Source organism: Candidatus Neomarinimicrobiota bacterium (genome assembly GCA_022573815.1).
Lineage (GTDB): Bacteria > Fidelibacterota > SORT01 > SORT01 > SORT01 > JACZTG01.
In genome coordinates this window covers 76,997-102,097 of the sequence record JACZTG010000005.1, presented here as the reverse complement: position 1 = coordinate 102,097, position 25,101 = coordinate 76,997, and the positions used below count along the sequence as shown (strand labels likewise).

The window sequence follows — 25,101 nt, the reverse complement described above, 5'->3', positions numbered from 1 at the left end:
ATATGAAGAAAAAAATATTAGTAGTGGATGATGAACCGAAAATTGGAGAATATCTTACCAAAGCCTTGAAAATGAGAAATTTTGATGTTCAATCTACTACTGATGGCAATTTAGTTTTGAATATGATGAAGGAAAACAAATTTGATCTTGTTATTACAGATTTAAAGATGCCGGAGATTACAGGAATGGAGCTGCTCCGAAAGATAAAAGAGGAAAAATCTGATGTAGGTGTCATTGTAATGAGCGGCTACGGCACCATTGAGGACGCTGTGGAATCTATTAAAGTCGGGGCTTACGATTTTATTACAAAACCATTTACCATCAAAAAGATAACGGAATTAACTAAAAGTTATTTCAAATCATATTCTAAGGACAAAAATCGGGCATACAACACGAGAGAGACTCATTTTGGAGATATGCTCGGGCGAAGCGAAGAGATGAAAGAAGTGTTTTCCACAATTGATCATATTGCTCCAACCGATGTAACCGTATTTATTCAAGGGCCGACCGGAACAGGTAAAGAGATGGTCGCAAACGCTTTACAGGAGAGAAGCAAACTCAAAGACAAGCCGTATATCAAAGTAAATTGTGCGGCACTGCCTGCCGGGCTTATGGAAAGTGAGCTGTTCGGCCATGCAAAAGGCGCGTATACTGGCGCCATTAGAGAAAGAAAAGGAATGTTCGAGCTTGCGGACGGTGGAACAATACTGTTAGATGAAATAAGTGAAATGGAATTATCTTTACAGGCGAAATTACTTCGGGTTTTACAAACAGGTGAAATCCAAAGAATCGGGGATGAAAGTTACAAGAAAGTAAACGTTAGAGTTATTGCCACGACTAACCGAGATATTGAGAAAGAAATTGACGATGGTAATTTCAGAGAAGACCTATTCTACCGTTTGAATGTCGTACCGATATTCCTTCCGGCATTGGACAAAAGAAAAGATGATATACCGTTATTGGCTCATTATTTTGTCCGAAGAGTGTCAATTAAATATGGAAAGCCTGAACTAAGACTTTCAGAAGAAGTTGTTGACACATTGCTAAAAATGAGTTTCCCTGGTAATGTCAGAGAATTGGAAAATAAACTTGAAAGAGCCGTGGTCCTTTGTAAAAATGATGAGATAACCCCTAAAGACTTAATTGACGCTGTCAATAATTCCTATCCTTCTTCGAAGAAAACTCAAATTCCATCAACATTTGGAACCATTGAGGATGTGGAAAGAGAATTAATATTAAGTTCATTGAGTACTAATGATGGGAATAAGGCAAAGACCGCCAACGAACTTGGAATTACCGCGCGTACTTTAAGAAATAAAATTAATAGGTATAAGCAAGAAGGTATAATCTAAGTTTTCTAATTTTTCATCGGAATATTTTTCACTTTCAAAAGGCAAATTTTTCCTTATTAAAATTTCCACGAATAGTTCTTACTCGCAGGAATATCCCATAAATGCCTATACCACAGATACTTATAAACTATATAATCAATAGAAAAGAGTATGGCACGCTTATTGTACTAAACCAATACATATAGATAGGGAGACTTGAATGATAAATGATATACTGGGCAGTAAGACTTTAATTCCCTTACTGAAGCGGATTCTCGATCTCGGCGCTGTTCGACACAGAGTTATAGCACAAAATATTGCTAATGCTTCCACGGTTGGATATAGAAAGAAGAGCGTGGAGTTTGAAGATAGTCTCCAATCGATGATTGACGGTTCAATCGGGATGACAGACGGTATGGTCCAGCAAGAAGAATTTAAAATTGTTGAATCATCTAAAAAACCGGATGTCGGGGCTCCAAACAATGTCGATTTAAGCCAGGAAATGGCTGACTTGGCAAAAAATCAACTGTACTATAAATTTGCTGTGAATCTAATGAAAAGACAATTTAACTCAATTAAATCAAGTATTTCAGGCAGGAGTTTATAAATATGCCAAAACTAAGCGGAATATTCGGGTCACTGGCGATTAGTTCGAGTGGAATGAATGTGCAGAGAGCAAGGATTGATGCTATTTCATCAAACGTTGCTAACATTCATACTACAAAAATTGAAGGTGGATCATATTACAAAAGAAAAGTTGTGATTCTGAGAGAACAACAAGATAATATTAACTTCAGCAGCGTTTTAAGTGGAATTATGGGAAATCTGGCAGGAAGTGAATTCTCGGGAGTGGAAGTTCTCAGGATAATGGAAATTGACGATGGTCCGAAGATGATATATGAACCTAATCACCCTGAAGCAAATGATGAGGGAATGGTAAGTTATCCAAATATAAATATCATAGAAGAAATGGTGAATATGATTATATCCTCGCGATCTTTTGAAGCAAATCTTACCGTATTCAACACTGCTAAAGAGATGATATCCCAATCTCTTGAAATTTAAGGGAGACAGCCAATAATGAAAGTTAACTCAGTTGCAGCAGAGTATCTAAAACTTTATCCAAGATCAAATTTTCATCCGGTGCCTGATACCGGTAAGGATAGTGGAAACAGTACGGAAAATAATTTGCAAGGTAATAAGGATGTTTCCCGTGCAAAGGAGCCGAATGAAAGTTTCCAGGTATCAAATCCTAAGCTAAGGGAGATACTCACGAAGGATGAAAAAAAGACTCTAAAAGATTTGTTTGGGACTGAAAGTATGGCTCAAATAAATAAATTATTGGACACTAATGGAATGAAAATAGGCGAGCTCCCTCGTGGCATTCTTGTTAACGTTAAAGTATAGAGGGCTTCTATAATGTCTCAAATAAATCGAATTACTTCAAATATCCCCGGATTAAAACCGATCCCTGAAATAGCCAAAGCTGAAAAATCAGGAGATAGAGTATCATTTGGAAGTTTTATGAGAGAAGTAAACCAGGCTCAAAAGGAAGCCGGCGAAAAAATTATTAGCGTAATAAACGGAAAAGAAGAAGATTTACATTCGGCGATGGTGGCTTCGGAAAAGGCGGGATTAAGCTTTCGATTAATGTTGGAATTAAGAAATAAACTATTAGAAACGTATCACGAAATAATGAGAATGCGCTTTTAGTTAATGGGAGATAAATAAATTGGCTGAACAGTTCGGAAATCTATTTTCAGGTCTATCAGGTGTATTCTGGCAAATGACGGGACGCCAGAAAGCCGAATTATTAATGATTAGCATTATAACGGTTGTAGTATTTGTGGTAATTGCGCTGTGGGCAGGTCAAACAGAATTTGAAGTATTATTCTACGATATGGAATCTTCAGAAGCGGGATTAATAGTAGAGAAACTGAAAGAAGATAATGTGGAATATAAATTAGAGAACGGGGGAACAAAGATACTGGTTCCCAGAAGTAATGTTCATGAACTAAAAATGTCTCTTGCCCAGCAAGGTATACCGCAATCAGGACATGTAGGATACGAGATATTCGATAAATCAAATTTTGGAATGTCAACTTTTGTACAAAAAATTAATTATAAGAGAGCTTTAGAAGGTGAACTGGCGCGCACACTGAATCAAATGAGCGAAGTGAAAGACTCAAGGGTTCATATCGTCTTACCGGAAGAAAAACTTTTCAAGGAGGATAAGCAATTCGCAACAGCATCAATAATATTGATATTGAAAAGTGCCACGAGTTTATCGAAAAGCCAGATTTCAGGTATTACCCGATTGATTGCAAGCAGTGTAGAGGGTCTAAAATCAGGTCAAATCACTATCATTGATTCACATGGAAACACGCTTTCAAAAGGCGAAGAATCTGATGATCTTATAGCCAGCAGTACCAGCCAGATGGAATTACAAAAAGCTGTCGAATCTGAATTGATAGAAAAATCTCAGAAAATGCTTGAAAGTGTTGTTGGCGTAGGGAATGCAATTACAAGGGTAACGGCAGAATTGGATTTTGAGAGTATTGAAAGAACAACAGAATCGTTTGACCCCGATGGACAAGTTATCAGGAGTGAGCAATTTACAACTACTTCAGCAATTGGAACAGACACTTCGCAAACTAGCAAAGAGACAGCCACGACAAAATATGAAATTAACAGGACTGTTGAAACGCTTATAAATTCGGCAGGTGGTATCAAGAGATTGACAATAGCCGTCCTCATCAATGGAAAATATCTAGCTGTCGAGGGAAGCGAAGACAATGAAAATCCGGAAATGAAATATGAAGAGCGTAGTGATGAAGAAATGACGAAATTATCAAATATCGTAAAAACTGCGGTTGGGTTTCAAGAAGGACGAGGGGATAAGATTGAAGTTATCGGAATGCAATTTGCATCGAAAAACCTTATGGCAAATTTCGAGGAAATGGAAGATTCAGGATTTTCTATAGATTATATAAGTGCGGCAAAAAGCGTAGGTATGATCGTTGTCGCCATTGCGGTTCTGTTAGTGCTAAGATCTATGTCTAAAAACGCTGGACCGATAAGAATGACATCCAATCAAGGGAATTATCCCGTATTATCTTCCGCCAACGCAGGAACGGTAGCGTTACCATCAGATTCCGATTTTCCGAAATTGGGGGAATCCGTTCTCCCTGAAGCTGCTGAGCGTACCAAAATGCATAATCAAATTACAAGTTACTCCCGTGAAAAGTCACCAGAGGCCACCAGTTTGTTAAGAAGCTGGCTTATGGAGGATTAATATATGCCAGGATATGATAACACAGGATTATCTATATCAAATCTTACGGGATTGAAAAAAGCGGCAATTCTTTTGGTAGCTATGGGCGAGGAAGCGTCAGCGAGTATTTTCAAACAGTTTACTGATTCTGAGGTTGAACTTCTTACCAAAGAAATTTCTATACTGAGTAATGTCTCTGCGGACATCATCTCTGAAGTCACGGAGGAATTTTATAATATGGTGCTGGCACAAAACTATATTGCTGCCGGTGGCCCTAGTTATGCTAAAAAAATTCTTGAGGCAGCTCTTGATAAGGAAAAAGCTGCTGAAGTCCTTAAAAAGGTTCAACGTTCGTTGGAAGTCAAAGGATTTAACATACTAAAAGATGTAGATTCAACTCAGTTGTTAGCGTTCATCCAAAAAGAGCATCCTCAAACAATAGCGCTCGTTTTAACGCAAATCGAAATTGAACAGGCAGCAAGCATATTGAGCGATCTTCCAAACGATCTCAGAAGAGATGTAATTTACAGGTTTGCTACGATGGATACTGTTCCACTGGATATGGTAACCGAAATAGAGAAAATTCTCGAATCACGAATTGATTTTGGACAGGGTGGAAGCAAACTCGGGGGAGTGAAAACTACGGCGGAAATATTGAATATGGTAGGACGCTCAGTAGAGAAAAACATTCTCGAAGGTCTGAGTAAATCTGATCCCGAATTGGCAACGGAAATAAAAAATTTAATGTTCGTATTTGAAGATGTCATTATACTTGACGACAGGTCAATTCAACGAGTTCTTAAGGAAGTGGATAGTAAAGAGCTCGCTTTTGCATTAAAAGCCGTCACTGAAGAAGTGAAGCAGAAAATATTATCGAATATGTCCGAAAGAGCAGCGCAAATGGTGAATGAAGAGATTGAATTTATGGGACCTGTAAGACTCAGAGAAGTTGAAGAAGCACAGCAAAGAATAGTAGAATCGATTCGTCACTTGGAAGATGAAGGAGAAATTGTGATTAATATGGGCACAAAGGGCGAAGAAATAGTTGTATAAGACTATAATCAAATCGGCTGCAAAGAGCATTGCTGTCCGGCAACTTTCGAGATATTTAATTTCAGAAAACAGAGAATATGATAATCCTATTGACGAATTGAATGACGCTATTACCAGTAACGGCTATATAGGGCAAGTTTGGTTAAAAGTTAAGGAACACATTAAGAAAATCTCAGAAAACGCAAAAACAACAGGTTATGAAGAAGGAAAACAGGCAGGAATTGAAGAATATAAAATCGAATTGGTAAATGAAGTTCATTCTTTTAAAAAGACAGTTGATTCATTTTCCGAGAACATTAAGCAAGCATTTGAGGATATAGAAAAATCAATAGTTAGTCTGTCAGTAAAAATAGCTGAAAAGATATTATTGAAAAAAATAAGCGAAGACGAAAATTTTACTCTCGATATGGTTAATAATTCTATCCGGAAAGCAAAAAACAGCCTAAAGGTAACTGTCAGAGTCAATCCTGCTGACTATGAATTCATATTTAATTTATCAGACCAACCATCGGTTAAAAATGAGAATGTATTGTTCGCACCGGATGAGAATGTTGAAGCCGGTGGTTGTATGATAGAAACTGATTTGGGATTGATTGACGCACAGGTAAAGACACAGCTTGAAGTGATTGAAAAGGATTTAATAAAAGAAGAGACAGATGAATCTGTCTCTTGATAAATATATAGAAAAACTCGACTCTATTTCACCTGAAAGGACAACCGGAATTGTCACAAATGTGGCTGGTTTAACTATTGAATCCAAAGGACCAAAAGCTGCTATAGGAGAAATTTGCAGCTTTATATCAGAAAACGGGGATGAGAGAGGAAAAGGAGAAGTAGTCGGATTTCGGAATAATTTTCTGATTATTATGCCTCTTGGTAAAATGCCGCTTATTAAACTCGGGGATAAAGTATTCATGGAAGACGAAAAATTCACTATTCAGGTGGGTAATGGGATTCTGGGCAGAGTTCTTAACGGTATTGGTGAACCGATAGACGGATTAGGCCCGCTGAATGCCAACGAATGGAGTACTGTTCACAATGATCCTCCCAACCCTATGGACCGAATAAAAATTAGTGAACAAATATACACCGGAGTTAGAACGATAGATGTTTTCATGGCATGCGGAAAAGGACAGAGAACGGGAATATTCGCCGGCAGTGGCGTAGGCAAGAGCGTATTACAGGGAATGATCGCGAGAAATACCAATGCAGATATTAACGTTATAGCTTTAATAGGAGAGCGTGGAAGAGAGGTCAGGGAATTTATCGAAAATGACCTGGGAGAAGAAGGTCTGAAGAGATCAGTTGTAATTGTTGTAACCTCCGATGAACCGGCCCTATTAAAAGTTAAGGGAATTTTAGTGGCGAACAGTATTGCGGAATATTTCAGAAATAAATCTTTGGATGTTATGCTTCTTGTCGATTCGTTAAGCAGATTAGCGATGGCACAGCGAGAAATAGGCTTAGCGGTTGGTGAGCCTCCTACTACAAAAGGTTATACTCCTTCGGTATTTTCATTACTCCCAAAAATAATTGAACGAGCCGGATACAATTCAATTGGAAGTATAACCGGATTTTATACAGTCTTGGTAGATGGGGATGATATGGATGATCCTATCGCAGATGCCTGTCGTTCATTTCTTGACGGCCATATCGTTTTATCAAGAAAATTAGCAGAGAGGAATCAATATCCTGCTATAGATATTCTACAAAGCACCAGCCGGTTAATGAGCGATGTATCTTCTGAGGAGCATTTAAATTTAGCCAATGACTCCAAAAGCAATATGGCAAATTACGAAGAAGCTGAAGATCTGATTAATATCGGAGCATATGTCAATGGGAACGATCCGAAAATCGACAGAGCAATACGAGTAATTAATCCGTTAGTCGATTTTATGCGGCAAAAAATCGATGAAAGTTCGAATTTAAATGAGGACTTGGATGTTTTGGCACAAATATTGCATTTAAACGCTACTGAAAAGAGTCAAGTAAATGAAGAAATTCAAGTTTAGACTCGACAAAGTCCTGAGAGCAAAAGAGATAAAAGAGAAAATAAAATTGAAAGAAATGACGAAAGTAGAATACGAATTAATCAAGCATCGAGAAAAACTTGATGAGATTGATTTGCTATTGAATAAAACCCTAAATTCAATTACCACTCAACGTTCAGGAACCACTCAAAGCCTTGTATTAAGGCGGACATTAGCCTATGAAGAAAGATTGGAACTTGAGATAAATAAACAAATGCAATTCATTTCGAATTCAGAAAAAAGTATGAAAATACTGCGTGGTGAATTGCTGAAACTAAACGTGGAACGTAAGACCTTAGAAAAATTAAAGAAAAATCAAAAGGCGGATTATTTATCAGCATATAAAAAAATCGAACAGTCAAAAACGGATGATATCGCTAACCAACATAGAGGGATAGTTTTTCCGTATAATCTCCTAAATGAGGAAAATATTGCCTGAAACAGAAGAAAATAATGTAGGCACGGAAAAAATAAAAAAGCCAGCCGGTAAAAAAGAGCTACCAATAAAAATGATCCTACTTGGCATAGTGGGATATGTTTTGGTATTTGGACTGATGATGGCTGGTATAGTTATGTTTTTAAAACCTGATGCGCCTCCGTTAATAAAATCAAAAGTATTCGAAGAAGCAGCTAAAATCGATCAGACCGCTGCGCCCGAAGAACCGGTCGTAAACGCGCCGAAAGAATTAAGTTTAGATGATCCTGCTAATGTAGATATCAGTGATTTGGTAAATGAGCTAAAAGAAATCGAATACAAGAGCAGACTTCGCTATAAAATGGAGCAAGATTCTGTTGCTCGAATTTTAGCGGAACGGGAAACAAAGATTGCTGAAGCAAAGCTTGAAAAACTTAAACTCGAAGCTGCAAAGATCATATCCGCCAGACCTCAGCCAAGGGTGGTCGCCACAAAATTGAGTGATACAGATAATAGCTCAAACATTTCAGGTAAAAAAGAAGTTAAAGAATCCGCAAAAGACTTCAAGCAACTTGCTAAAATATATGAATCCATGAAACCAAATGCTGCAGCGAAAATTTTAGAAAAAATGGAAAGCACACTTGTGGTTAATTTGCTTACTAATATGAAAAACAGAAATGCCGCTAAGATATTAAGCTCATTTAAACCGGGTAAAGCCGCAAGAATCAGCAAACAAATGAGTAATAAAATGGCTCAAATATAAATGGCATCAAGCGCTCAAATATTAAATATTGCTAATTTACTTTCAGGCGGAAGTGAAGGGTTGGGTGTTGGGAAATCGAGTACCGCCAAAACAGATAAAAAAGATTTTATAGCCCTTCTAAAAAGTTTAACTTCAAAGGCTGAACTAAAAAATAAAAAATTAACATCTAACGTATTAAAAGAAGAAGTGCCTGTTATTCTTCCATTCTCATTTCCAGAGGTTAAGACATTGGCGGGAAAAACTAAGAGATTAGCTGGAGGTACCATTCAAAAACAAATTAATGCAAATGTCGAGACTCTAAAAGATGGAATTGGACCCCAAAATAATCTAATAGCTACCATTACCGGGAAAAATAAAGCGGGAGCTCAGAAAGATATTAAAAATATTTTTTCTACCGGCGTAAATAAAATAACGAAATTTAATGTTATCTCCAAGACTATGAAAAGTGCGGAAAAAAACGAGATAAGTAAGATAGAAGTCGTAAAAAATGGGAAGATAGTCCAAAGTCACTTGAAGGTAGCGAACGGTTTAGGAATTAAATCAATAGACGAAAAAGATGTAAAAATAGAGAAAATGCAGCCAAAGCCATTGAAAGCGGCAGAAAAAGGTAGTCATAATATTATATCATTGGGTACCGGCAAAAATGTTGTTCTGAATAAAGTATCTCCTGTTCAATCAAGTAAGAAGGTAGCTGAAAAGAGCGATAGAAATCTATTAGCCGGTCAATCGAATAATAAACAAATAACTGTGAATAGCTCTGCAGATGTGAAAAAGGTAAAGATTACTCCCAAGTTAAAGTCTGAATTGAAAATTAGCGCCGAATTATTACCGGTGAAAGACAGTGAATTAAAAAAAGAGTCTTATTTCAATTCAAGAAAAGATAATATTAAATCTGAACCGCTAATTCGTAAAATAGAAAAGTCTGCCGCACGGCTAATCGCGAATAAATCAGTCAATTCAACCTTATTAAATCCGAAAGCAGCTGATAGCGGGGTAAAACTTAAAACAGATATAGTGCTTAGGAATTTAGCAATTGTTGAAAAATCGGCATCTGATGAAATTACTCCGGCGACGCAGAACCGACAGGGCAATGTGGATGTATTTAAACAAAAGAATTCGATATTAATTCGAGGAGTGCGAAATAGCGTTATTTATAATATGCAGCCTGTGGCAGCTGAATCAATTGGCAATAAAATAAATATTCTGCAATCCTCAGCAAAACGGGTAATCAGTGAAAGTAATAAGAGAGAGATTCCCACTCTCAGCTTTTTAAAAGCATCAAAAAATACCAAGCAGGAAATGAGCAATAAATCGGTTGAGAAAAACTACAATAATTTATTGAACTTCAGCAATAAGAAATCAAACACATTATTGGATTCTGATACAAAGAACTTATTCAACGCACAAATGGGAATTACAAAAGAAGATACATCACTTCCTAAATTGAAAACAACTTTCGTTAAGAACGGAGTATTGCTTGATCAAACTAAGCTCCTGGATAACAATCTTATGAAATTTACGATAAAGGAGATCGATAAAGGATTAAGTCAAATTCAACTACGGATAACACCCAAGGGACTGGGTAGTATAAAAATCGACCTTCAGCAAGACGGGAACGCATTGGTAGCGAAATTTTTTGTAGAAACTCCTGAAATCGCGAAATTATTGAAAGATGCGCTACCCGAGCTCAAGGAAGCTCTCTCGCAGCAGGGTATAAAACTTGATGAGAGTGATGTTTCTTCAAGAAAAGAAGAATCCGCACATTATTTTAATGGGAAAAATACCGGTAATTTTGAAGGTAAATATCAAAAGAACAACAGCCACAGAACCCCGGTAATAAATCATGAGATGGAAGTACCCCTTGAATTACTTTCTCAGAAGCAGACTCTGATTCATAGTCCTAATAGTACGATCGAATATTTAGCTTAAGGCTAAATATCGTAAGGAAAAACTTCCCCTATAAGGTCGGAAAAAACTTCCCACAACATAGTCAGACAAATTTCTATATTATCCTTTTTCCAAATCCTTGAATCTGTAAAAGCATTGTTACTATTGGATTTAGCCGATAATGCGTTGATGGATGAAAATAAATTAAGCGTTGGCACGCATCTTGCTTTTAGAGAGCTGAAATATAGGGAGAAATAAATGGTTGAAACTATATCGGTATTAAACGGGCAGCAAAACAGTCCCACGTTCGAAGAGAAGGAAGATAGAAACTCCATTGGAAAAGATGGATTTATGAGGCTTCTTTTAACGCAATTAAGAAATCAGGATCCTCAAAATCCTCTTAAATCGCACGAATTTGCCAGTCAGTTAGCTCAGTTTACTCAGGTGGAGCAGCTTTTTAATTTAAATGATAAATTGGACAAGAGTATTCAAATAGATATCAACCTCAGCCAATCCATAGGAAATACGTTAGCGACCACTATTGTTGGTAAAAACATGATGGCTATCGGGAATGAGATAAGCCTTTTAGACGGTAAGACCAGTGATATTTTCCTGACCCTAAAGGAAAGCGCCCCGAATGTTAACATAAATATTTTTGACTCTAATGGAACTTTAATAAAAAGAGAAAAAGCAGGTGCGTTCACTACGGGTGACCATACTTTTTCATGGGATGGAAAAAACGATGAAGGCGTTTTAATGCCTGACGGCAAATATACTTTTGAAGTTAAAGCATTAAGTAATAGTGGCAATACTATACCTGTCGCATTCTTTATGGGAGGACACATTTCCGGTGTAGAGTTCAGCGATGATAATCCTACTACTTTCTTAATCGGATTCTTAAAAATAAGCGTGTCAGACGTTGTAAGGATAGTTGAAGCGGAGGGTAGCTAATTGTCTGATAGTGGCATAATCGAACGCATAGCCGCATCGAACTTGACAAGAAAAGTCTCCTCGATTGGCAATCAACTCAATAAACCGAAATTACCGATTGATAAGCCTGAAGGCATTGAAAGTTTTTCGAATGTGCTTCGCCGGGAAGTGGATTTAAAATTTTCGAGTCACGCGATAAATCGTCTTAAAGACAGGCAGATAATTTTAGATCCGTCTGAAATGCAAAGACTTAAAAACGCAGTTAACATTGCGGATCTGAAAGGCTCAAAAGACGCACTTGTATTGCTGAATAATAACGCATTCATAGTGAGCGTGAACAATCGCACTGTTGTAACGGCATTAAATAATGATGAGAACAAAGGAAGAGTATTTACCAATATAGATTCAGCAATTATCGCATGATAAATAAAAACAACAAAACAAACAACCGTATAGAGCCGGACCTTTTATCCATAGGGGGCTCTATTTCGCCGATTGACAGACGCGAAATAATCTACGGGTCAAGGAGGTCAAAACAATGATTAGGAGCTTATTTGCTGGCGTTTCGGGATTGAGAAATCATCAATCATTTATGGATGTAATCGCGAACAATATAGCAAACGTAAACACAGTCGGATTCAAGAGAAGTAGAATTACTTTCAAAGAATCCTTAGCACTACTCATAAGGGGCGCACAAAGCGCTACTGCTGAGTTGGGTGGAATAAATCCAATGCAAATCGGATTAGGAATGACGGTAGGAAGTATCGATCAGATATTTTCACAGGGAAACTTGGAAGCCACGGGACAGGCAACTGACCTTGCGATCCAGGGTGACGGCTTTTTCGTCGTCAGAGACGGTGCAAGACAATTCTACACCCGAGCAGGTAACTTTCAGCTTGACGCTAAAGGAAGGATAGTAAGTCCATCCACAGGTTATGTCTTGCAAGGGAAGATGGCTAATGCTAAAGGCGGAATTCTTGAAGGAACCCCTATCACAAACATTACTCTTCCGTTCGGACAGAAAACACCTGCTCAAGCGACAACAGAGGTAGGGTTTGCCGGAAACCTTGATGCGGGTGGTATCTCAGGGGGAACGCTTCTAACCAGCGATTCACTAAACGCAATAGAAACAGACGGCTCCAGCGATGTGAACAATCTGTATGCTAATGGAGCAGCAGATGCGTCAATTACCGGTATGACCAACAATTCGACACAGGTTGCTGTCACGGATGGTTCTACATCTAAAACATATACGTATGTTGAAGGAACCGCTGCCTCTGGTGAGTTTCACACACTTGCAGATCTAATAAGCAATATAAACAGTGATTTTTCGGGATCATTGAGTGCTGCAATGGTTGCCAGTACGGGAGAAATCAGATTTACTAATGACTCGGGAGGAAGCATCGATCTTGCTGTGACAAGCACAAATATAAATCTGGACAAAGCGCTTTCAGCGGCAGACGCAACATTGGCAGCAGCAGCTACCAGCGATACAGATGAATTCAGTCACGTTGCTAAAACAACAGATCTGTTGATTGATTTACGGAACTCCACGGGTACCTCTCTTGGTATTACGGCAACAGATGTAATTCGAGCGAACGCATCCATCGGCGGAACGGCAATCTCTGAAGGAACTGTGACTGTAACAGCAGCGACGACCTACAGTGAATTGGCTGAGAGTCTCGAAAACATTTTCAGAATCAAAAATTCAGACGGTGTCACTATTGATTCTGAAGGCGGTGGTCTTTCGATAAACGGCGATGGTGGATTAATAAACGAGCTCACTAATTTAAAAATTACCGCAGAGGACAGCGGCGGCACACCCAGAGCATCGTTTAATTCAATATTCGATGATTCAGCTGGAAATTGGTTCGAGGCTAAAGAGGCATCTGATTACACTCAGAGCGCATCGATAACAGTATTCGATTCAAAAGGTGAATCGCATATTGTCTCAATCAAGTTTATCAAAGATCCCGTAGAGGCGAATAAATGGAGATGGGAATCGGAAATTGCAGGGTTATCTAACGATAAGTTAAGCGGCAATGTCGGTGAACTGACATTTGATAGTGAAGGTAATCTTAAAACATTCAGTTACGATGGTGGCGCTGCTGCATTCAGGTTTTTACCGGATAATGGCTCAAACGTTGTAGAAATAAAGTTTGATGCCGGTACGTTCGGTGAAATCAACGGACTATCACAGTTTGACGGTTCGCCTAACGCCATTGCCAATGAACAGGATGGTAACACTGTAGGTGAACTCAGCAACATTACAATAGACGCTACCGGAGTAATTTCTGGAGTCTATACCAATGGTGTTACTCAGGATTTGGCTCAAGTAGTCCTGGCCACATTTAACAATCCGACTGGTCTGGTTCGCGTTGGCGATAACCTGTATAACGTATCCGGAAACTCCGGTCAGCCTGTGATAGGAGAAGCGGGCACGACCATTCAATCTACTATCACATCAGGAGCGTTGGAACTCTCTAATGTGGAGTTGGTGGAAGAATTCACGAAGATGATTATTGCTCAAAGAGGTTTCCAGGCAAACGCCAGGGTTACTACGGTGAGTGACAAGATTCTTGAGGAAGTTGTAAGACTAAAACAGTAAGTAATCTAGAGTGAGTGAAGGGCGGACTAATGTCCGCCCTGACTCCTGCTCTAGGAAGGAGCAGACTTTAGGCAGATGGATATTGCCACACTTATTGGGATATTTTCGGGGATTTCCCTCGTTGTTTATGCTATCGTCCGCGGAGCGGATCCGATAGTATTCATAGATATAAATTCAATGATAATTGTATTTGGTGGCACAGCAGCAGCTACTTTTACAAATTTTCCGTTAAAAGACGTAATACGCGTACTGGGCGTTTTGAAAAAAGCGTTTTTCAATTCTGCACCAGTATTTCAGCATAAATTAGAAAGAATAGTAGATCTCGCTATAAAAGCTCGAAGAGAAGGAATTTTAGCGCTTGAGACCGAGATGGAACACGAAGAAGAAGAGTTTTTAATAAAAGGAATTCAACTTGCAGTAGATGGTACCGAGCCGGAAATGATAAAGGCAATTCTTGGTGCAGAACTCTCTAATACTGAGGAGAGACACTCTCTCGGAGCAAGTATTATGAGAGCGATGGGTACCTATGCACCGGCTCTTGGTATGATTGGAACTCTAATCGGTCTGATTCAGATGTTGAGCGCGATGGAAGATCCGTCACAGATCGGTAGTGGTATGGCCGTTGCGTTAATTACTACTTTTTACGGTGCAATGTTGGCAAATCTAATCTTTTTGCCGATTGCGGGTAAATTAGAGACTATATCCACTCAAGAAGTTCTGCAAATGGAGATGATTCTCGAAGGAATACTTTCTATCCAACAAGGTGATAACCCCCGAATGATTCAGGAAAAATTAATATCATTCATTCCTCCAAATTTCAGAGCAGAGATATTGAATGCGAATACGGGCGGAGGTTTATAATCATGGGAATCAGAGATAAAAAAGTCAAATCAGGTAATGAGGGTGCGCCAGCATGGATTGTTACATTTAGTGATTTAATGACTTTATTATTGACATTCTTTGTTCTCCTGTTGTCGTTCTCTGCGATTGAGATGGACAGTTTTGTAGCGGCAATGGGATCGCTCAAGGAAGCTCTTGGCGTATTTAAAGGCTCTCAATCGGTAATGTATTCGCCTGCGAATGTCACCGGATCTATTCCTACCAAAGCTGAAATATTAAAAGCCACGGGAGAGATAAGAGCATTTTTGAAAAAAAATAAATTAGAAAAAATGGTGGAAATGGAACTGACGGGTGAAGGGATACGATTCAAGCTGAATAGCGCATTATTATACGGTTCAGGCGAAGCGGAACTTTCTGATGTAGCAAGCGATCTTCTTGAAAATATCAGTTACTTAACAGCCAGATTCGCAACACATGTTGTTGTTGAGGGTCATACGGATGATCTTCCAATGACTGATCCTAATGGTAAATTCAAGTCTAATTGGGACCTTTCTTCAGCCAGAGCCATTTCAGTAGTGAATTTTCTCTCTACAAATAAGAATGCTAAAAAAGACATATTTCATATTGCGGCATATTCTGAATTCAAACCACGTGTACCAAATATTTCTGCGGAAAATAGAGCAATAAATCGGAGGGTGGAAATAATGATCAAATTACATGAGCCACCAAAAGATTATTCAGATAAGGAAATTGATTTGCTGTTAAGATTTATCGAGCCGGAAGATGAAGAAGGAGAAACAATTTCTGACACATTGAGGAGTTTTTAGTATGGAAGGCGGCGATGCCCTTTCACTAAATGAAACAGAAGAATTAAAAGAAACGGTAGATAGTTTTCCTGATGGCAAGAAAAAATTATTAACCATTCTCATCGGTTCTGTTGCCGGGTTGGCGCTACACGGATTCTTGGCATACTACATTACTAAGTCGTATGTAATCCCGAGATATTTTGATAGCCCTGTAATGGCGGCAGACGAGAAAGAAATTGTTGCAGCTATAGAACCTGTAGTGAAAAAAGTGAAGGCTAAACCAAGTAAAAAAGCAGATAAGACAGAAAGAAAACCTGTTACAGAGGAGATGAAATTTGTTGTAGTGAATCATATCGTCATTAATCCCTATGGAACGAATGGTCGAAGGTTTCTGGCTTTAGATCTAAGTATAGGTACCACCAGTGCTGCTGCTGTTAAAGATCTTGAGAAACGCGATGCAGAATTAAGAGACAAATTAAACACCCTTTTAAGCAGAAAAACTATTGCTGAACTTACCAACATCATTTCGAAACGAAAGATTAAAAAAGATATAATAGCGCTTTTGAACGGTGTAATAACTAAAGGTGAAGTACGAGAAGTTTATTTCACCAAATACGTACTTCAATAATGGGAAAATTATTATGACAAAATTGTTATCACAGGAAGAGATTGATGCTCTACTTACAAGTGACAATTTAGGGGATTCAAACATCACATCTGCGGGAACCCAGAAGATGGTGAGCGTGTATGATTTTCGTCATCCCGACAGAGTATCAAAAGATCAGATGAGAGCATTAAGAACAATTCACGAGCGGTTTGGAAGAATGTTCGCAACATATCTCTCAAGTAATCTTCGAATGATGGTAGATATTAAAATAGATTCAATTGATCAGGTAACCTACTCAGAATACGCAATGTCCCTTACGACTCCCGCGTGCATTTATGTTATCAATTTTTCTAAGCTTGGCGGAAGTGGGTTAATCGAATTTTCTTCTGATTTGTTTTTTACTTTACTCGATAGGCAATTAGGAGGCTCAGGGAATTCAGTGATAGAAAATCGCGAAGTAACTATCATTGAACAAAAGGTTTTGGAAAAAGTAGTTATTAGTGCTCTTTCATTTCTTAATGAAGCGTGGGAAACAATAACCCCACTGGGAAGCGAGCTTGAATCATTCGAAACTAACGCTCAATTCGTACAGATTGCCCCCCCGAGTGAAACGGTTGTGATTGTTATATTTGACGTCTTTATAAGAGATAAAACTTATAGTATTAATCTCGCGATTCCATACTATGTAATAGAGCCGGTTATGCAGAATCTCAGCGCGCAAACCTGGCTATCTCTTACTCAACATGGTGACGCAGAGGACAAGACTGATAAAATAAGAGATAATATATTACAGTCAAAAGTGAACCTAATCGCAAACTTGGGTACGGCTGATATCACCATCAGCGAGTTTGTGAATTTACAAAAGGGGGATATGATAAGATTGAACGAAAGATTGGATTCACCCTTACAAATTCTGATTAACGAAAAAATTAAATTTTTAGGATCCCCCGGAAATATTAAGAATCATAAAGCAGTAGAAATTAATGAAATCGTGTCATCTGAGAACGAAGGATATTACATAAATTAAATCCATGATATTAGGAGAAATTAATAATGAGTCTTAGCGCTGAAAAATTACAAAACTTACAACTTCTTATGGAGGAGTATGTCAGTTCCTTTGAAAAAACCATAAATACGATTACAAACGCAGATACAACTTTCTCTGTTAGTAAGGTCGATCAATTAGAAGAGGAAGAGTTAATTTCCATATTAAGTGGGGATGTCGTTAGGGCTAATGTACCGATAGCCCAAGGATTAGAAGGCTCATTCACTTTTGTATGGCCCACCGATCTCGTAGCGAAAATGGCCGATTTAATGTTAGCCGGAGACGGAACAGCCCAATTTAATTCTGAGGAGCATATAGATGCGATTCAGGAGATAGCATCGCAGATATTGGGACCGATCGCTACCCATCTCAGCGATAATTTGGAGGACAAAGTTGAATTTAGTACACCGGAAGCGGGGCTGGCAGAATCAAGTCAAGTAGCAACCGACTTATCGTCGCTTGTTACGACGGTCATAACCGGAACTCTCGGTGAAGAAAAATACCAATGGACATTTAGTATTTCTACTGATCAAGCGATTAAATTGGCTGAAATATCGATTGAAGAGGAGACTTCAGAGCCTGATGTAATGCCTGAAAACGTTGAATTTGAATCTTTTCCGAATACGAAATCTTCCGCTAAAGAATCTGCTGAAAATATGGATATGTTGATGGATCTATCGCTTCAAGTTTCAATCGAATTAGGTCGGACAAGGTTATATATAAAAAATATTCTCGAACTTGGACAAGGTTCGGTAATTGAGCTTAATAAGCTCTCGGGAGATCCTGTGGATATTTATGTTAATGATAAAAAATTCGCTGAAGGGGAAGTAGTAGTAGTGGATGAGAATTTTGGTGTTCGTATAACAGATTTAGTTTCTCCCAGCGAGCGAGTGGAGAAGCTTAGTGATTAGATTAATTCTGAATATTATCATTGCCCTTATTTTCCTCCTGGGAATTCCTGTAGTTTCGTATGGGCAGGTCGATGATAGCGTTACGGTAGCAAACCTTACGCCTAAGTCCGGCTGGGAGATTCCGCAGAATACAGGTGAAATAAGTCTCCTTACGGTTCTCGGAAAGGGAATCGGAGCACTATTGCTGATAGTGTTGATGATTTACGGAGTTGTCTGGTTATTAAGATATTTCATGAATAAAAAAAATCCGGGGAGTTTTGCGGCAAGTTCAATTCGTGTTATTTCTACAACATATATAGCGCCTAAAAAATCGGTGGCGTTACTGCAAGTTTACGATAAGGCGGTACTGATCGGAATATCAGAAAATTCAATGGACGCGCTGATTGAACTCGACGAGGAATCGGGATGGAAAGAGCTTTTAACGGATGCTACGGATAATAAAGGCAGCGAAAGCAGTTTCGCTCAAAAACTTTCAAAAACATTGAAAGAAAATATATCAAAGGGATTCCCCATCAGAGGAAATAAAAGGTAATGGACAAGAAACTCAGAAAATTGATTTTATTATCTGTTATCGTCGGCGGGATAATAATCAGTAATTCGGACGGCATAAACGCTCAAAGTTTTCCAAAAATAACTATCGGTGTTGAGGAAACTGATGAACCGGAAGAAGTAGCGCTCACATTACAGATACTCGCCATGATGACGGTTCTGTCGCTGGCACCGTCCATTTTAATTATGATGACTTCTTTCACAAGAATAATAGTTGTGTTCCATTTTATGAGGCAGGCGCTGGGAACACAGCAAATGCCACCAAATCAACTTCTGTTAGGACTGGCTATCTTCATAACCATATTTGTAATGACGCCTGTTTGGACAAAAGTAAATGATGACGCGCTTCAGCCTTATTTAGCCAAGGAAATAAATTATAAAGATGCTATAGATAAGGGAATGGAACCGATACGAAATTTTATGTTCGCTCAGACGCGGGAAAAAGATCTTTCACTCTTTCTGAAGATGTCCAACGCTACTAAACCAGCAAATATGGGGGAAATATCAAATAAAGTGTTGATTCCCAGTTTCATTATTAGTGAACTTCGAAAAGCATTTCAGATCGGGTTCATCTTATATATTCCACTTCTTGTACTTGATCTGGTGGTGGCAAGTATTCTCATGTCAATGGGAATGATGATGCTGCCACCGGTAATGATTTCACTTCCTTTTAAGATTCTGCTGTTTGTGCTGGTTGATGGTTGGAATTTACTGATAGGCTCTTTGATAACAGGAATAAAATATTAGGCTGATTAAATGAATGAATCTATGGCAGTTGAAATAGGAAGAGAAGGATTGATTGTTGCTATCAAGATTGCTTCACCCATTCTTGGTTTAGGGCTTATTGTAGGGCTCGGAGTTGGTATTTTCCAGGCTGTTACGCAGATCCATGAACTGACATTAACGTTTGTACCGAAGATATTTGCAACTGCATTCATACTACTACTGCTTATGCCTTGGATGCTGCAAGAAATGATGGAGTTTATGATAAAAGTAATCACAATGATCGGAACATTTTAAATGGAATTATTTGGAATCACCGAACGATCTTTTGAGGTTTTTATGTTGGTATTTGCAAGAGTATCAATGGTGATAGCTGTTGTTCCCATTTTTGGTTCTACAAACGTTCCCGTTCCTATTAAAATTGGTCTATCGTTGTTCATATCTTTGATTACCTATACTATAATTGACCAAAGTGTGGTTCCGCAAAATTTGCCTCTTTTGGGTCTGCTCATCTTAATTTTGAAAGAAGGGATCGTCGGATTAATGTTCGGATTTGTCACCGGAATTATGTTTTTCGCCATTCAGTTTGCCGGTCATTTTATCAGCTTTCAGATGGGATTTGCCATGGTTCAGCTTATTGATCCTCAATCACAGGAAAGAGTTCCAATTATAGGGCAATTCTATTTTATTATGACAATACTCATATTCCTTTTAATAAATGGTCATCATCTGGTATTGAGCGCTCTCGGAGAAAGTTTCAATTTAGTGCCTATCGGGTCGGGAATGATAAATAAAGAATTAACGGATTCATTGATTTTATTGGGAGGAAAAGTATTCACCCTCGCGATGAAAATTTCCAGCCCAATCCTGGCGACACTTTATCTCACAGATGTAATGATGGGAATTATCGCCAGAACCGTACCACAAATGAATATATTTTTTGTAAGTCTACCGCTGAAGATAAGCATCGGAATGATACTTATAATAGTTACTCTCTCGTCATTTCCATGGTTAATCGGAACGCTTGTAGTAGAAATGGGCGAAAATCTTAACATATTACTCAGGTTACTTTAGGGAATGGCAGAAGGCAGTTTTCAAGAGAAAACAGAACAAGCATCACCAAAAAAATTAGAAGATGCGCGTAAAAAAGGGCAGGTGGCTAAGAGCCAGGAGCTCAACTCCGCTTTCGTTTTGCTTACAGCGTTACTCACACTTAATTTTATAATTGAAGATTTTTTCATTATAATTACAAGCGTATTCAGAGCTGTCTATAAAGAGGCAGGAACATTCGAAATAACCCCATCATTAGCAATGCCCTACCTGGAGATCGGACTGAATTTATACGCCAGATTAGTGGCTCCTGTTGCGTTAACAATTTTGGTTGTAGGTGTGGGGATAAGTTACGCACAGGTGGGTTCAATATTTGCTATAGAATCGTTAACTCCAAAATTTGAAAAGATTAATCCGTTCAAAGGGTTTAAGAAAATGTTTTCACAGCGTTCACTCGTGGAAGCTGCTAAGAGTATTTTCAAAGTATTGGTAGTAGGAGTTATAGGATATCTGACCATCTCATCTAATTTCGGCGAGTTCATACTTCTCGCAGATAAAGAAGTACCCTTTTATATAAGCTTTCTCGGGTCAATGATGTTTGATATAACGCTAAATATCACGATAGCGTTGATGTTTCTCGCAATATTGGATTTTGCATACCAAAAATGGAAACATGGCGAAGATTTGAAGATGACCAAAGAAGAGGTGAAAGAAGAATACAAGCAGACTGAAGGTGATCCGGCTATAAAATCGAGAATAAGAACAATTCAAAAAGAGGGCGCACGTAAGAGGATGCTGCAAGAAGTACCGGAAGCGGATGTGATAATTACAAATCCCACAACGTATGCCATAGCCCTTAAATATGATATCGAAACTATGTCCGCACCAACGGTCGTAGCAAAAGGGATGAGGAAAGTGGCAGAGAGGATAAAGGAAATCGGAGAAGAGAACAATATTCCAGTTGTGGAAAACAAATGGTTAGCGAAAGCGCTTTATAAAACAGCCGCAATCGGTGAAGAAACTCCTTTTGATCTTTATAAAGCTGTGGCTGAAGTACTCGCATATGTATACAAATTGAAAGAATCAAAATGAAAGAAGCAGTAGAAAAATTTTCCGGAGTGATAGCGGCAGTCGGAATAATCGGTATAATCGGTGTTATGATTATCCCCCTACCTTCTTACTTGCTCGATATTCTTCTCGCCTTGAATATAACGCTCGCATTAATCGTCATTATGGTTTCTATGTACACCAGCGAACCGCTTCAATTTTCTGTGTTTCCCGGGTTGTTACTTATTATGACGCTATTCAGGCTTTCGCTCAATATCGCATCCACAAGATTGATTTTATCGGAAGGATACGCCGGCGACGTAATTGAAGCATTCGGTACTTTCGTAATTAGTGGGAATTATGTGGTTGGATTCATAATCTTCCTCATTCTTGTCATAATAAATTTCGTGGTAATTACCAAAGGAGCCGGCAGGATTGCGGAGGTGTCGGCGAGATTTACTCTTGATGCGCTTCCCGGAAAGCAGATGGCAATTGACGCTGACTTGAACGCAGGCTTGATAGACGACCGTGATGCTCGTGAGCGAAGGGAAAAGATTTCACGTGAAGCGGATTTTTATGGAGCTATGGACGGAGCAAGTAAATTTGTAAGAGGGGACGCAATTGCCGGGTTGATAATTACTATAATAAATATTGTCGGTGGTCTTATCATTGGAGTGGGCCAGAATAATATGGAGTTATCGGAGGCGGTCACAACATATACCAAGCTCACTGTCGGTGACGGATTGGTAACTCAAATCCCCGCACTCTTAATTTCAACAGCATCAGGTCTGATTGTTTCAAGAGCGGCATCGGACTCAAATGTGGGTCAGGCGATAATAACCCAGCTTTTATCAAAACCAAGAGCGCTGGGTTCAGCTGCTGTAGTAATATTCATATTCGGCTTGGCCCCTGGATTGCCGACTCTCCCATTTTTCATACTCTCTATAGTCACGGGAGGATTGGCATATACGCAAATGCAAACTGATAAGGCAGAAATAGAGGAAGAAATAGAAGAAGAAGTTACAGATGAGGGGCCACATGATGAAATAAAAGCTCTCTTACAAGTCGATCCGCTTGAATTGGAGATCGGGTATGGGCTAATTCATCTCGTAGATGAAAGTCAGGGAGGGGATCTCCTTCATCGAGTGAGTTCAATCCGAAAACAGATGGCCATGGAAATGGGAATTATTGTTCCGCCAATCAGAATCCGAGATAATTTAAAACTGGCTTCCAATGATTATATGGTTCGCATAAGAGGAAATGATGTTGCCAAAGGCGAAATACTTCCGAATCACCTATTAGTGCTGAATCCTGAAGTGCTTGATTCGTCTATGCCCGGCGAGGATACGACCGAGCCTACCTTCGGTATGCCGGCAAAATGGATTCCTGAAAGTCAAAAGACTTTAGCCGAAGCTGTCGGAGCAACTGTGGTAGATCCTGAAACGGTATTAGCAACACATTTAATGGACGTATTCAAATTAAATGCGAATCAGCTTTTAAGCAGGCAAGACGTACAAGTTTTGATTAACAACGTTAAAGAAACAAATCCAACCGTGGTGGATGAATTAATTCCCGGATTGCTGAATGTAGGTACAATTCAAAAGGTTCTTCAGAATTTACTCAAGGAAAAAGTTCCGCTGAAAGACCTTGTATATATACTTGAAGTTCTCGCTGATTTCGCTCCTCAAACAAAAGATCCCGAGCTGCTAACGGAGTATTTGCGGACATACTTAGCAGAAACGATAAGTCAAACATTCAGAAATGAAGATGGTAGACTATATGCCATAACTCTGGATCCTTCCGTGGAAAGCGAGATAGTAGCTGCCGCAGTACCTAAGACGGGGAGCCCAAATGAAATAGGATTACCTCCGGATCGAATTAGGGATATTTACAAAGAATTAAGGCCTCTGGTTAAGAGGATGAATATGGAAGGTAGGCAGGCAATAGTAATTTGCAGCCCACAAGCGAGGCCATTTTTCAGGGCGCTTGTGGAACCAACTTTCCCAACGATGGCGGTTCTGTCTTACAGTGAATTAACGCCTCAGACTGAATTACAATCAATAGGAATGGTGAGTGGATAATTATGAAAGTTCAAAAATTTACAGGTAGTACAATGAGAGAAGCCCTTTTAGAGGTAACTAAAGAATTGGGCAAAGAAGCTGTTATCCTTCAATCAAGAAAGGTAACTGAAGGAGGTTTGATGGGACTTGGAACCCGGAATTTAGTTGAAGTCACTGCCGCACTCGATAAAAATTTTCCGGGCAGTAACAGGTCAGTCCGAACAGGCAGCAGTGGATTTATTCCGCCTGCTCCGATCGCTCCAGCTAACGACGAGCAAAATAAAAAACAGGAGCTAAGGCTTATCGGATTGGTAAATCAAGTGGAGAGTTTGCAAAGTACATTGTTTGAGATGTCAAATCGTCTTCAGTATCCTAATACTCCCGCCCTACCTGATCCGTTCGGTGTCTATTACACTAAAATGGCTAACAGCGGTATGGAATTGGACACTATCAGCAAAGTTTTGATAAAATCATACGAAAGTATGGGCGGCAAAGATTTAGCGGATATACCCGCCATTGAGAGAAGAATAAAATCAAACATAGCGAATCTATTAAAAACAAAGGTGCCTAAAAAGCTAAGTGTTAAAGAGCCTTATAAAACAGTCGTTATCGGTCCAACAGGAGTTGGTAAAACAACTACAATCGCCAAGTTAGCCGCGTCGGCAAGGCTATACAAAAAATTAAATGTTGCGCTGATAACAACGGATACTTTCAGGATTGCTGCCACAGACCAGCTTAGAGCTTTCGCCGATATCCTCAAGATACCGATGGAGGTTGTTTACTCCGACAGTGAAATGCGTAAGGCTATAGGAGTGCATGCCGAGAAGGACGCAATATTTATTGATACGACGGGCAGAAGTCCTGAAGACGCAAATAATATAAACGATTTACTCAAAATAGTAAGTTCAGCCAAACCACATCATGTTCATATGGTTCTCAGTTCCTCTACTGATAAGGATTCACAGCATCGGGCTTTAAAGGGATTCGGAAAAATGAATATTGACAGTCTGATATTCACAAAACTCGACGAGTCAGCCAAGCCGGGGTCAATATTAGATGTAGCATTAGAAAGCCGGAAACCAATTTCATATCTGACTAATGGACAAAATGTGCCTCAGGATATTAAGGTTTGGAATGTAAACGGATTTGTTGACGGAATTATAAAAGACTAA

At 39.0% G+C, this 25,101-nt stretch carries 27 protein-coding genes; all 27 read left to right on the top strand.

Going from position 1 to position 25,101, the window contains the following annotated elements:
• The first annotated feature begins 2 nt into the window (after positions 1-2).
• The 27 genes from IIB39_03575 (at position 3) to flhF (ending at position 25,101) form a co-directional block, all read left to right on the top strand.
• A complete protein-coding gene (locus IIB39_03575; protein ID MCH8927778.1) occupies positions 3-1,352 on the top strand; it encodes a sigma-54-dependent Fis family transcriptional regulator in 1,350 nt (449 codons plus the stop codon).
• 199 nt (positions 1,353-1,551) lie between these two features.
• Positions 1,552-1,938, top strand: coding sequence for a flagellar basal body rod protein FlgB (gene flgB / locus IIB39_03570; GenBank protein MCH8927777.1), 387 nt, complete (start codon positions 1,552-1,554; stop codon positions 1,936-1,938).
• Between the two features lie 2 nt (positions 1,939-1,940).
• On the top strand, positions 1,941-2,396 hold the full coding sequence (gene flgC, locus IIB39_03565) for a flagellar basal body rod protein FlgC (GenBank protein ID MCH8927776.1): 456 nt from the start codon (positions 1,941-1,943) through the stop codon (positions 2,394-2,396).
• Positions 2,397-2,411: 15 nt separating this feature from the next.
• Positions 2,412-2,738, top strand: coding sequence for a hypothetical protein (locus IIB39_03560; protein MCH8927775.1), 327 nt, complete (start codon positions 2,412-2,414; stop codon positions 2,736-2,738).
• 12 nt (positions 2,739-2,750) lie between these two features.
• Positions 2,751-3,044, top strand: a complete 294-nt coding sequence (gene fliE / locus IIB39_03555) for a flagellar hook-basal body complex protein FliE (protein ID MCH8927774.1) — start codon at positions 2,751-2,753, stop codon at positions 3,042-3,044.
• A gap of 19 nt (positions 3,045-3,063) precedes the next feature.
• Complete coding sequence (fliF, locus tag IIB39_03550) at positions 3,064-4,626, top strand: flagellar M-ring protein FliF (protein ID MCH8927773.1); 1,563 nt, start codon at positions 3,064-3,066, stop codon at positions 4,624-4,626.
• A gap of 3 nt (positions 4,627-4,629) precedes the next feature.
• Positions 4,630-5,658 (top strand): flagellar motor switch protein FliG, encoded by a 1,029-nt coding sequence (gene fliG, locus IIB39_03545; protein ID MCH8927772.1) that lies wholly within the window; start codon positions 4,630-4,632, stop codon positions 5,656-5,658.
• Positions 5,651-6,331, top strand: coding sequence for a hypothetical protein (locus tag IIB39_03540; GenBank protein ID MCH8927771.1), 681 nt, complete (start codon positions 5,651-5,653; stop codon positions 6,329-6,331). The genes fliG and IIB39_03540 overlap by 8 nt, the downstream gene beginning before the upstream one ends.
• Positions 6,315-7,670: a FliI/YscN family ATPase gene (locus tag IIB39_03535; GenBank protein MCH8927770.1), complete on the top strand. Its 1,356-nt coding sequence runs from the start codon at positions 6,315-6,317 to the stop codon at positions 7,668-7,670. The genes IIB39_03540 and IIB39_03535 overlap by 17 nt, the downstream gene beginning before the upstream one ends.
• The gene (locus IIB39_03530; protein MCH8927769.1) at positions 7,651-8,127 is read left to right on the top strand and encodes a flagellar FliJ family protein; all 477 of its coding nucleotides are present in this window, start codon (positions 7,651-7,653) and stop codon (positions 8,125-8,127) included. The genes IIB39_03535 and IIB39_03530 overlap by 20 nt, the downstream gene beginning before the upstream one ends.
• Positions 8,120-8,866, top strand: coding sequence for a hypothetical protein (locus IIB39_03525; protein ID MCH8927768.1), 747 nt, complete (start codon positions 8,120-8,122; stop codon positions 8,864-8,866). The genes IIB39_03530 and IIB39_03525 overlap by 8 nt, the downstream gene beginning before the upstream one ends.
• A complete protein-coding gene (locus IIB39_03520) occupies positions 8,867-10,795 on the top strand; it encodes a flagellar hook-length control protein FliK (protein MCH8927767.1) in 1,929 nt (642 codons plus the stop codon).
• Positions 10,796-11,011: 216 nt separating this feature from the next.
• Positions 11,012-11,704, top strand: a complete 693-nt coding sequence (locus IIB39_03515) for a flagellar hook assembly protein FlgD (protein ID MCH8927766.1) — start codon at positions 11,012-11,014, stop codon at positions 11,702-11,704.
• Positions 11,705-12,106, top strand: a complete 402-nt coding sequence (locus IIB39_03510) for a flagellar protein (protein ID MCH8927765.1) — start codon at positions 11,705-11,707, stop codon at positions 12,104-12,106.
• Between the two features lie 115 nt (positions 12,107-12,221).
• Positions 12,222-14,291: a flagellar hook-basal body complex protein gene (locus IIB39_03505; protein ID MCH8927764.1), complete on the top strand. Its 2,070-nt coding sequence runs from the start codon at positions 12,222-12,224 to the stop codon at positions 14,289-14,291.
• A 75-nt stretch (positions 14,292-14,366) separates the two neighbouring features.
• Positions 14,367-15,152: a motility protein A gene (locus tag IIB39_03500; GenBank protein MCH8927763.1), complete on the top strand. Its 786-nt coding sequence runs from the start codon at positions 14,367-14,369 to the stop codon at positions 15,150-15,152.
• 2 nt (positions 15,153-15,154) lie between these two features.
• Complete coding sequence (locus IIB39_03495; protein ID MCH8927762.1) at positions 15,155-15,958, top strand: flagellar motor protein MotB; 804 nt, start codon at positions 15,155-15,157, stop codon at positions 15,956-15,958.
• 1 nt (position 15,959) lies between these two features.
• Complete coding sequence (locus tag IIB39_03490) at positions 15,960-16,565, top strand: flagellar basal body-associated FliL family protein (protein ID MCH8927761.1); 606 nt, start codon at positions 15,960-15,962, stop codon at positions 16,563-16,565.
• Between the two features lie 13 nt (positions 16,566-16,578).
• Complete coding sequence (fliM, locus tag IIB39_03485) at positions 16,579-17,571, top strand: flagellar motor switch protein FliM (protein ID MCH8927760.1); 993 nt, start codon at positions 16,579-16,581, stop codon at positions 17,569-17,571.
• Between the two features lie 26 nt (positions 17,572-17,597).
• A complete protein-coding gene (gene fliN, locus IIB39_03480; protein ID MCH8927759.1) occupies positions 17,598-18,500 on the top strand; it encodes a flagellar motor switch protein FliN in 903 nt (300 codons plus the stop codon).
• Positions 18,493-19,032 (top strand): flagellar biosynthetic protein FliO, encoded by a 540-nt coding sequence (locus tag IIB39_03475; protein MCH8927758.1) that lies wholly within the window; start codon positions 18,493-18,495, stop codon positions 19,030-19,032. Before fliN ends, IIB39_03475 begins: the two co-directional genes overlap by 8 nt.
• Entirely contained in the window at positions 19,032-19,796 is a 765-nt protein-coding gene (fliP, locus tag IIB39_03470) for a flagellar type III secretion system pore protein FliP (protein MCH8927757.1), read from the top strand. The genes IIB39_03475 and fliP overlap by 1 nt, the downstream gene beginning before the upstream one ends.
• Before the next feature lie 9 nt (positions 19,797-19,805).
• On the top strand, positions 19,806-20,069 hold the full coding sequence (gene fliQ / locus IIB39_03465) for a flagellar biosynthesis protein FliQ (protein MCH8927756.1): 264 nt from the start codon (positions 19,806-19,808) through the stop codon (positions 20,067-20,069).
• Positions 20,070-20,846, top strand: a complete 777-nt coding sequence (fliR, locus tag IIB39_03460) for a flagellar type III secretion system protein FliR (GenBank protein ID MCH8927755.1) — start codon at positions 20,070-20,072, stop codon at positions 20,844-20,846.
• Positions 20,847-20,849: 3 nt separating this feature from the next.
• The gene (gene flhB / locus IIB39_03455) at positions 20,850-21,914 is read left to right on the top strand and encodes a flagellar biosynthesis protein FlhB (GenBank protein ID MCH8927754.1); all 1,065 of its coding nucleotides are present in this window, start codon (positions 20,850-20,852) and stop codon (positions 21,912-21,914) included.
• On the top strand, positions 21,911-23,950 hold the full coding sequence (gene flhA / locus IIB39_03450) for a flagellar biosynthesis protein FlhA (GenBank protein ID MCH8927753.1): 2,040 nt from the start codon (positions 21,911-21,913) through the stop codon (positions 23,948-23,950). The genes flhB and flhA overlap by 4 nt, the downstream gene beginning before the upstream one ends.
• A gap of 2 nt (positions 23,951-23,952) precedes the next feature.
• Entirely contained in the window at positions 23,953-25,101 is a 1,149-nt protein-coding gene (flhF, locus tag IIB39_03445) for a flagellar biosynthesis protein FlhF (protein ID MCH8927752.1), read from the top strand.

Excerpts from the sequence above, each read along its gene's own strand:
- IIB39_03575 (MCH8927778.1), top strand. The coding sequence starts at position 3 with ATGAAGAAAAAAATATTAGTAGTGGATGATGAACCGAAAATTGGAGAA.
- flgB (MCH8927777.1), top strand. The coding sequence starts at position 1,552 with ATGATAAATGATATACTGGGCAGTAAGACTTTAATTCCCTTACTGAAG.
- flgC (MCH8927776.1), top strand. The coding sequence starts at position 1,941 with ATGCCAAAACTAAGCGGAATATTCGGGTCACTGGCGATTAGTTCGAGT.
- IIB39_03560 (MCH8927775.1), top strand. The coding sequence starts at position 2,412 with ATGAAAGTTAACTCAGTTGCAGCAGAGTATCTAAAACTTTATCCAAGA.
- fliE (MCH8927774.1), top strand. The coding sequence starts at position 2,751 with ATGTCTCAAATAAATCGAATTACTTCAAATATCCCCGGATTAAAACCG.
- fliG (MCH8927772.1), top strand. The coding sequence starts at position 4,630 with ATGCCAGGATATGATAACACAGGATTATCTATATCAAATCTTACGGGA.
- IIB39_03535 (MCH8927770.1), top strand. The coding sequence starts at position 6,315 with ATGAATCTGTCTCTTGATAAATATATAGAAAAACTCGACTCTATTTCA.
- IIB39_03530 (MCH8927769.1), top strand. The coding sequence starts at position 7,651 with ATGAAGAAATTCAAGTTTAGACTCGACAAAGTCCTGAGAGCAAAAGAG.
- IIB39_03520 (MCH8927767.1), top strand. The coding sequence starts at position 8,867 with ATGGCATCAAGCGCTCAAATATTAAATATTGCTAATTTACTTTCAGGC.
- IIB39_03515 (MCH8927766.1), top strand. The coding sequence starts at position 11,012 with ATGGTTGAAACTATATCGGTATTAAACGGGCAGCAAAACAGTCCCACG.
- IIB39_03505 (MCH8927764.1), top strand. The coding sequence starts at position 12,222 with ATGATTAGGAGCTTATTTGCTGGCGTTTCGGGATTGAGAAATCATCAA.
- IIB39_03500 (MCH8927763.1), top strand. The coding sequence starts at position 14,367 with ATGGATATTGCCACACTTATTGGGATATTTTCGGGGATTTCCCTCGTT.
- IIB39_03495 (MCH8927762.1), top strand. The coding sequence starts at position 15,155 with ATGGGAATCAGAGATAAAAAAGTCAAATCAGGTAATGAGGGTGCGCCA.
- IIB39_03490 (MCH8927761.1), top strand. The coding sequence starts at position 15,960 with ATGGAAGGCGGCGATGCCCTTTCACTAAATGAAACAGAAGAATTAAAA.
- fliM (MCH8927760.1), top strand. The coding sequence starts at position 16,579 with ATGACAAAATTGTTATCACAGGAAGAGATTGATGCTCTACTTACAAGT.
- fliN (MCH8927759.1), top strand. The coding sequence starts at position 17,598 with ATGAGTCTTAGCGCTGAAAAATTACAAAACTTACAACTTCTTATGGAG.
- fliP (MCH8927757.1), top strand. The coding sequence starts at position 19,032 with ATGGACAAGAAACTCAGAAAATTGATTTTATTATCTGTTATCGTCGGC.
- fliQ (MCH8927756.1), top strand. The coding sequence starts at position 19,806 with ATGAATGAATCTATGGCAGTTGAAATAGGAAGAGAAGGATTGATTGTT.
- fliR (MCH8927755.1), top strand. The coding sequence starts at position 20,070 with ATGGAATTATTTGGAATCACCGAACGATCTTTTGAGGTTTTTATGTTG.
- flhB (MCH8927754.1), top strand. The coding sequence starts at position 20,850 with ATGGCAGAAGGCAGTTTTCAAGAGAAAACAGAACAAGCATCACCAAAA.
- flhA (MCH8927753.1), top strand. The coding sequence starts at position 21,911 with ATGAAAGAAGCAGTAGAAAAATTTTCCGGAGTGATAGCGGCAGTCGGA.
- flhF (MCH8927752.1), top strand. The coding sequence starts at position 23,953 with ATGAAAGTTCAAAAATTTACAGGTAGTACAATGAGAGAAGCCCTTTTA.